This window comes from Alteromonas sp. G4i13 (genome assembly GCF_054960505.1).
Genome location: NZ_JBHNYX010000118.1, coordinates 1 through 696, shown reverse-complemented (window position 1 = coordinate 696; position 696 = coordinate 1). Strand labels below are relative to the sequence as shown.

The following is a 696-nucleotide window of genomic DNA, read 5'->3' as shown; positions in this document are numbered from 1 at the left end:
TTTTAAGTGGCCTGTCGATGCGAACTTAAAACAGATGCATATGAGTGAGCAACAGCTACAATGGCTGTTATCGGGTTACGATGTCATAGGCCATCAGCCGTTGCACTACAACGCATCCGGCTTATAACCTGTGATCATAAGTAGCGATTAACGATCACGAAATAGTCTTAATAATGTAAGGTAATCAGCAGCTTAATACGGGATAATGGTGGTATGAACGAGAAAGAATACCAATCCCGCATCGCTGAACTTGAAGCGCTTCTTGAAGAGAAGCGCGCGCGGATTGCCTATTTAGAAGAACAGTTCCGCGTTGCCCAGCATAAGCAGTTTGGAAAAAGCACCGAAGGCCACCCTGGGCAAGGTGAGTTGTTCAATGAAGCGGAAGAACTGGTTGTTGAAGCTGAAACAGCCGAAGAAACGATTAGCTATACTCGTAAAAAGCCCACACGTAAACCGCTACCTAAAGACCTGCCTCGTGAAGTTATCGTTCACGATATTAGCGACGAAGAAAAAATCTGTGGCTGTTGTGCGGGCGAATTACATCGCATTGGTGAAGATAAGTCAGAGAAGCTTCAGTTTATTCCTGCTCAGGTCAACGTGATTGAGCATGTTCGCCCTAAATATGCGTGCCGTACCTGTGAAAAGGACGGTATCAGCAACACGATTAAACAAGCGCCCGTACCTCACAGCGTGATC

At 46.1% G+C, this 696-nt stretch carries 1 protein-coding gene; it reads left to right on the top strand.

The window, feature by feature from the left end; all coding sequences use genetic code 11:
• Positions 1 to 213: 213 nt before the first annotated feature.
• The coding region (locus ACFI6J_RS21545; protein WP_462586404.1) for a transposase at positions 214 to 696 on the top strand (483 nt) is incomplete at its 3' end.